Annotated in this window: 5 protein-coding genes; 3 read left to right on the forward strand and 2 right to left on the reverse strand. The window is 72.8% G+C overall.

Going from position 1 to position 4,963, the window contains the following annotated elements; genetic code table 11:
• Positions 1–104: 104 nt before the first annotated feature.
• Positions 105–1,118, reverse strand: coding sequence for a YafY family protein (locus tag AB0H81_RS43730; RefSeq protein ID WP_358388092.1), 1,014 nt, complete (start codon positions 1,116–1,118; stop codon positions 105–107).
• A 93-nt stretch (positions 1,119–1,211) separates the two neighbouring features.
• On the opposite strand from AB0H81_RS43730, the gene AB0H81_RS43735 reads away from it, so the two are divergent.
• Positions 1,212–1,610, forward strand: coding sequence for a VOC family protein (locus tag AB0H81_RS43735; protein WP_358388095.1), 399 nt, complete (start codon positions 1,212–1,214; stop codon positions 1,608–1,610).
• A gap of 84 nt (positions 1,611–1,694) precedes the next feature.
• On the opposite strand, the gene AB0H81_RS43740 is transcribed toward AB0H81_RS43735, so the two are convergent.
• Positions 1,695–2,663 carry a helix-turn-helix domain-containing protein gene (locus tag AB0H81_RS43740; RefSeq protein WP_358388098.1) on the reverse strand — a complete coding sequence of 323 codons (969 nt, stop codon included), beginning with the start codon at positions 2,661–2,663 and terminating at the stop codon, positions 1,695–1,697.
• A 73-nt stretch (positions 2,664–2,736) separates the two neighbouring features.
• Here AB0H81_RS43740 and AB0H81_RS43745 point away from each other — a divergent pair, with 73 nt between their 5' ends.
• Together AB0H81_RS43745 and AB0H81_RS43750 are read left to right on the forward strand one after the other, a co-directional pair.
• On the forward strand, positions 2,737–3,669 hold the full coding sequence (locus tag AB0H81_RS43745) for a hypothetical protein (protein ID WP_358388102.1): 933 nt from the start codon (positions 2,737–2,739) through the stop codon (positions 3,667–3,669).
• A gap of 13 nt (positions 3,670–3,682) precedes the next feature.
• Positions 3,683–4,963: protein kinase (locus AB0H81_RS43750; RefSeq protein ID WP_358388105.1), on the forward strand; the 1,281-nt coding region annotated here is incomplete at its 3' end.

Genomic DNA, 4,963 nt, shown 5'->3' on the forward strand with positions numbered 1-4,963 from the left:
GGTCAGAAGGGTGTTGAGGTCGTTCATCACACATCGATCCTCGACACCCTTCGTCGTACCTGCACTCCGAACGACTTAGGACTTACTCGTCTAGCGGTGCCATCTCATGGCATCGGCTCCTCGCTGTCAGGTTTGGCGGGCGTAGGACGCGAGGCGCTGGGCGAGCGCGATGACGAGGTTGCGCAGTTCGTCGGGGCGCTCGACGACGAACGGACGGTCGAGTGAGGCGAGACCGGAGGCAACCAGTCGAGCCGCTCCACCCGCAGCTCGACGCGCAGCCAGCGCTCGGCCGCCCGGTCCTCTTCGCCTGCCACGGGCGTGTACTCCTCCAGGCTCGCGACGCCGGCGGGGAGGCGGGCGCGGATCTGCCCGACCGTCCCGTGGATCCGCAAGGTCACCTCATGCCGGTACTCGGCCGTGGCGAACGCCGACAACACACGCTGTGCCGGACCGGGACCCGCGGGCGCTTCGAACGAGCCGGGCAAGGTCCTCGCGTCTGCGACGCGATCGAGCCGGAAGGTGCGGTCCGCGCCGATCTGCGCGTCCTCGCCCGTGACGTACCATCGGCCGGAATGGGCGACGATCCCGTACGCGTGCAGCGTGCGTTCGCTGCGCCGTCCGTCGCGGTCGGTGTAGCGGATCGAGACCGGTCGGCGGTGACGCACCGCATCGGCGATGGTGAGCAGGACCTCGGCGTCCGGGGTGTCGAACTCGCCGGGCTGATCCGTGAAGGCGAGAGCTTCCAGGAGCGTGTCGAGCCGACGGGCGATGTGCTTGGGCAGCACCCGCCGGATCTTCGCCGATGCCGTCTCGCTTGCCGTGTGCTCCGTCGTCGTCAACCCTGATCGGCGGCCGGCGACCAGGCCGAGCAGCACGGCCAGCGCCTCGTCGTCGCTCAGCATGAGCGGAGGCAAGCGGTACCCGGGGGCGAGCCGGTACCCGCCGTAGCGGCCGCGCACCGATTCCACGGGCACGTCCAGATCGATCAGCTGGTCCACGTACCGCCGCACGGTGCGCCCTTCGACGCCGAGCCGGTCGGCGAGTTCGGCCACCGTCCTGGTGCCGCCCGACTGCAGCAGCTCCAGGAGTGTCAGCACGCGGGCGGTCGGTCGAGGCACGTTCGCAGCCTAATGCGAATACAGGACCGGTTCTGTCCACTATTTCTCCTAGTCTGCGACGCGCACGCCTCCAGCACAGCCAAGGAGATTCCCATGGACTTCGTCTCGATCCGCATCATCACCAGCGACGTAGCGCGCCTGGTCGAGTTCTACGAGCGAGCCACAGGGGCGCGGGCGACGTGGGCCACCGAGGACTTCGCCGAACTCAAGACCGCGGGCGCCACCCTCGCGATCGCCGGCACCCGCACCGTCCCCCTGTTCGCCCCGGGCTCTGCCCGCCCGGCGGACAACCGGAGCGTGATCACCGAGTTCCTCGTCGACGACGTGGACCGCATTCACCAGAACCTGACCGGCTTCGTCACGGACTTCGTCACCGAGCCCACCACGATGCCCTGGGGTAACCGGTCGCTGCTGTTCCGCGACCCCGACGGCAACCTCGTCAACTTCTTCACCCCCGTCACCCCGGCAGCCGTCGAGAAGTTCGCACGTTGACGCCGCGCACAGCCGCTCACGCGGAAACCGCGATCGGCCGCATGCCGCCCTGGGCGGGAAGCCGCCGATCAGCCGGGCGTGGGATCACTGCGCGGGCCGCCGGAAGGTGCGCCGGTGGGTCGCGGGACCGATGCCCCGGCGGGCCGTGAAGTGGTGGCGCAGGGCGTCGGCGCTGCCGAAACCTGCCCGGACGGCCACCGCCTCCACGGGCAGGTCGGTGCGTTCCAGGAGCTCCTCGGCGTGCTGGAGCCGCCGGTCGAGAAGCCAGCGGAGAGGAGTGGTGCCGGTGGCGGCCTTGAACCGCCTGGCGAACGTGCGCGGCGACATCGCGGCCCGCGCCGCCAGCGTCTCCACGGTCAACGGCCGGTCCAGGTGCGCCTGCATCCAGTCGATCAGACCCGACAAGCCGTAGCCGTCACCGGCCGCCGGGACCGGCAGCTCGATGAACTGGGCCTGTCCTCCTGACCGGTGCGCCGGCACGACCATGCGGCGGGCGAGCGCGTTCGCCGTGGCGGCCCCGTACTCGCGGCGGACCACGTGGAGGCAGGCGTCGATCCCGGCGGCCGCTCCCGCGCTGGTGAGGATGGGGCCGTCCTCGACGTAGAGCACCTCGCGGTCGACGCGGACCCGGGGATACCGCTCGGCCAGCCGGTCGGCGAACTGCCAGTGCGTCGCCGCCCGCCGCCCGTCCAGCAGCCCCGCGGCGGCGAGGGGGAAGGCGCCGGTGCAGATGGACAGCACCCGGGCGCCGCGGGCGACGGCGGCGCGGAGCGCCTCGGCGACAGGTGCCGGCACCGGACGTTCCGCGTCCGGCCAGGCCGGAATGGTGATCAGGTCGGCGGTCTCCAACCGGTCAAGAGCGTGGTCGACCTGGATGGCGAACCCCGCCGTCGTGGCCACCGGTCCCGGACGGAGCCCGCACACCGCGAAGTCGTGGACCGGCAGCCCCTCCTCGGACCGGTCGAGCCCGAAGACCTGGCACACCACGCCCAGTTCGAACGGCGCCACCTTCTCGCCCACCAGGGCCACCACGCTGAGCGTCACATCCCTCATGATGGCAGGAATTTCCCGTAGTCCGTCGTTCCTGCCAGTGTCGCTCGGCGGGCCGGTCGGCGAGGCTGGGGCCATGGCTGTCGAAGACACTCTCGAAAACGCTTTGAGCAGCGGTTTTCCTCTCCCGGCCGGTGATCGGCCCGTGGTGGTGGCCGCCGCGCCCGGTGCGGGGCCGCACCGGTGGGCGGGCGCGCCGAGCGCCGCCCTCGACGCGGACGGATCCATCGTGCTGGCCTACCGCGTACGCGACGGGGTGGGCGGGGATCACAACGTCCTCGCGCGCTCCGCCGACGGGGAGCGGTTCACCACGATCGGCGTGCTGAGCGCCGGCCGCTTCGGCGCCTCGATGGTCGAGCGTCCCGCCCTCGTGCGCGTCGGCTCCGGCCGGTGGCGGCTCTATGTCAGCTGCGCGACCCCCGGCACGCCGCACTGGTGGATCGGCGTTCTGGAGGCGTCCGAACCCGAAGGTCTCCTGGACGCGGAAGCGCGCCGGGTGTTCGAGGGCGACCGGCGTACGACCGCGGTCAAGGACCCGGTGATCCGCCACGACGGCCGCCGCTGGGAGGCGTGGCTGTGCTGCCATCCGCTGGACGAGCCCGGCGAGGAGGACCGCATGAGCACCGCCTACGCCACGAGCGAGGACGGGCTGACCTGGGAGTGGCACGGCACGGTGCTGACCGGCCGCCCCGGCGCCTGGGACGCGCGCGGCGCACGCCTGTGCGCCGTGCTGCCCGACGGCCGGGCGTGCTACGACGGGCGGGCCTCACGTGAGGAGAACTGGTTCGAACGGACCGGCCTGGCGGCGCCCGCGGGCGGCGACGGCGGCACGCCGCTGCTGGTCCCGATCGAGGACTCCCCGGTCGTGGACGTCCGGTACCTCGACGTCCTCCCGCTGCCCGGCGGCGGACACAGGATCTACTACGAGGCGCGGCTGCCCGACCAGAGCCATGAACTCCGCACCGAACTGATCCCGCCCGCGGAATCAAGCGCCCCGCAAGGAAAATGACCATAATCTGGTCATGCCGTCTATCAGTCAGCTCAGCCCGGGCGATCCCTCCGCTCTCGGTGGCTACGAGATCAAAGGGCGGCTCGGAGAAGGCGGCCAGGGAGTCGTCTACCTCGGTGAGGACGGGCAAGGCGAGCGGGTGGCCGTGAAGTGGCTGCGGCCCCACCTGGCGGGCGACGCGGTCGCGGCGGAGCGGTTCGCCAGGGAGGCCGCCGCGGCGCGGCGCGTGGCGCCGTTCTGCACGGCTAAGCTGCTGGCCACCGGCGTCCACGACGAGCGCCCGTACATCGTGAGCGAGTACGTCGACGGGCCGTCCCTCCAGGAGGCGGTGGCCCAGGACGGGCCGCGCTCGGACGCGGCGCTGCACCGGCTGGCCATCGGCACCGTGACGGCGCTGGCCGCCATCCACCAGGCCGGCATCGTCCACCGCGACCTCAGCCCCAGCAACGTGCTGCTCGGCGCCGAGGGGCCGCGGGTCATCGACTTCGGCATCGCGCGGGCGCTCGACGCCACCTCGACGATCACCTCCATGCCGGTGGGGACGCCCGCGTTCATGGCGCCCGAGCAGATCCTCGCCCAGCCCGTGGGGCCGGCGGCGGACATGTTCGCGTGGGGCAGCACCATCCTGTTCGCCGCCACCGGGGCCGGGCCCTTCGCCGCCTCGTCGGTGCCCACGATCATCCAGCGCGTCCTGTACACCGAGCCCGATCTGACGCCGCTCGCGGAGCCGTTACGGGAGCTGGTGGCGGCCTGCCTGGCCAAGGACCCGGCGCGACGGCCGACGGCCGAACAGGTGATCATGAGGTTGCTGCAGAACCCGTCCTCGGAGCCGCCGGAACTGCGACAGGCCGCGGCGGTGCTCGGCGGCGGCCCGCCCGCGGAACGGCCCGAGTCCGGAGCGGACTCGCCGGGCCCGGGTCCGCAGGGTCCGGCGGGCCATGACGGACCTCCGGGCGCAGGCCCGCAGGGAACCGGCCCACGGCCGCCATCGCCGCCCGCTCCGCAAGCGCCCCGGCACTCGGGCCCCCAGGTGCCCCCGCAGTCAGGGCCCTGGGCGTCCCCGCACTCAGGTCCTCAAGCGTCCCCGCGGTCAGGGCCCTGGGCGTCCTCGCACTCAAGCCCCCAAGCGTCCCCGCACTGGGGCCCGCCGGCGCCGCAAGGGCCTCCCTACGGTGGACCGGCCCACCAGGCCGTGCCGTCCGCCGGACCCGGCGCGGCACCGCAGGGCCCCTATGGGCCGCCACCCGCCGGGCAGTCGCCGCAAGCCCCCTACGCCCCGCCGCCCCCGGCCGGG

The sequence above is a fragment of the Nonomuraea sp. NPDC050691 genome (assembly GCF_040654455.1).
In the GTDB taxonomy this organism is placed as follows: Bacteria; Actinomycetota; Actinomycetes; order Streptosporangiales; family Streptosporangiaceae; genus Nonomuraea.

Bases quoted from the DNA above. Each gene is read 5' to 3' on its own strand.
- AB0H81_RS43735 (WP_358388095.1), top strand. From the start codon at position 1,212: ATGGACTTCGTCTCGATCCGCATCATCACCAGCGACGTAGCGCGCCTG.
- AB0H81_RS43740 (WP_358388098.1), bottom strand. From the start codon at position 2,663: ATGAGGGATGTGACGCTCAGCGTGGTGGCCCTGGTGGGCGAGAAGGTG.
- AB0H81_RS43745 (WP_358388102.1), top strand. From the start codon at position 2,737: ATGGCTGTCGAAGACACTCTCGAAAACGCTTTGAGCAGCGGTTTTCCT.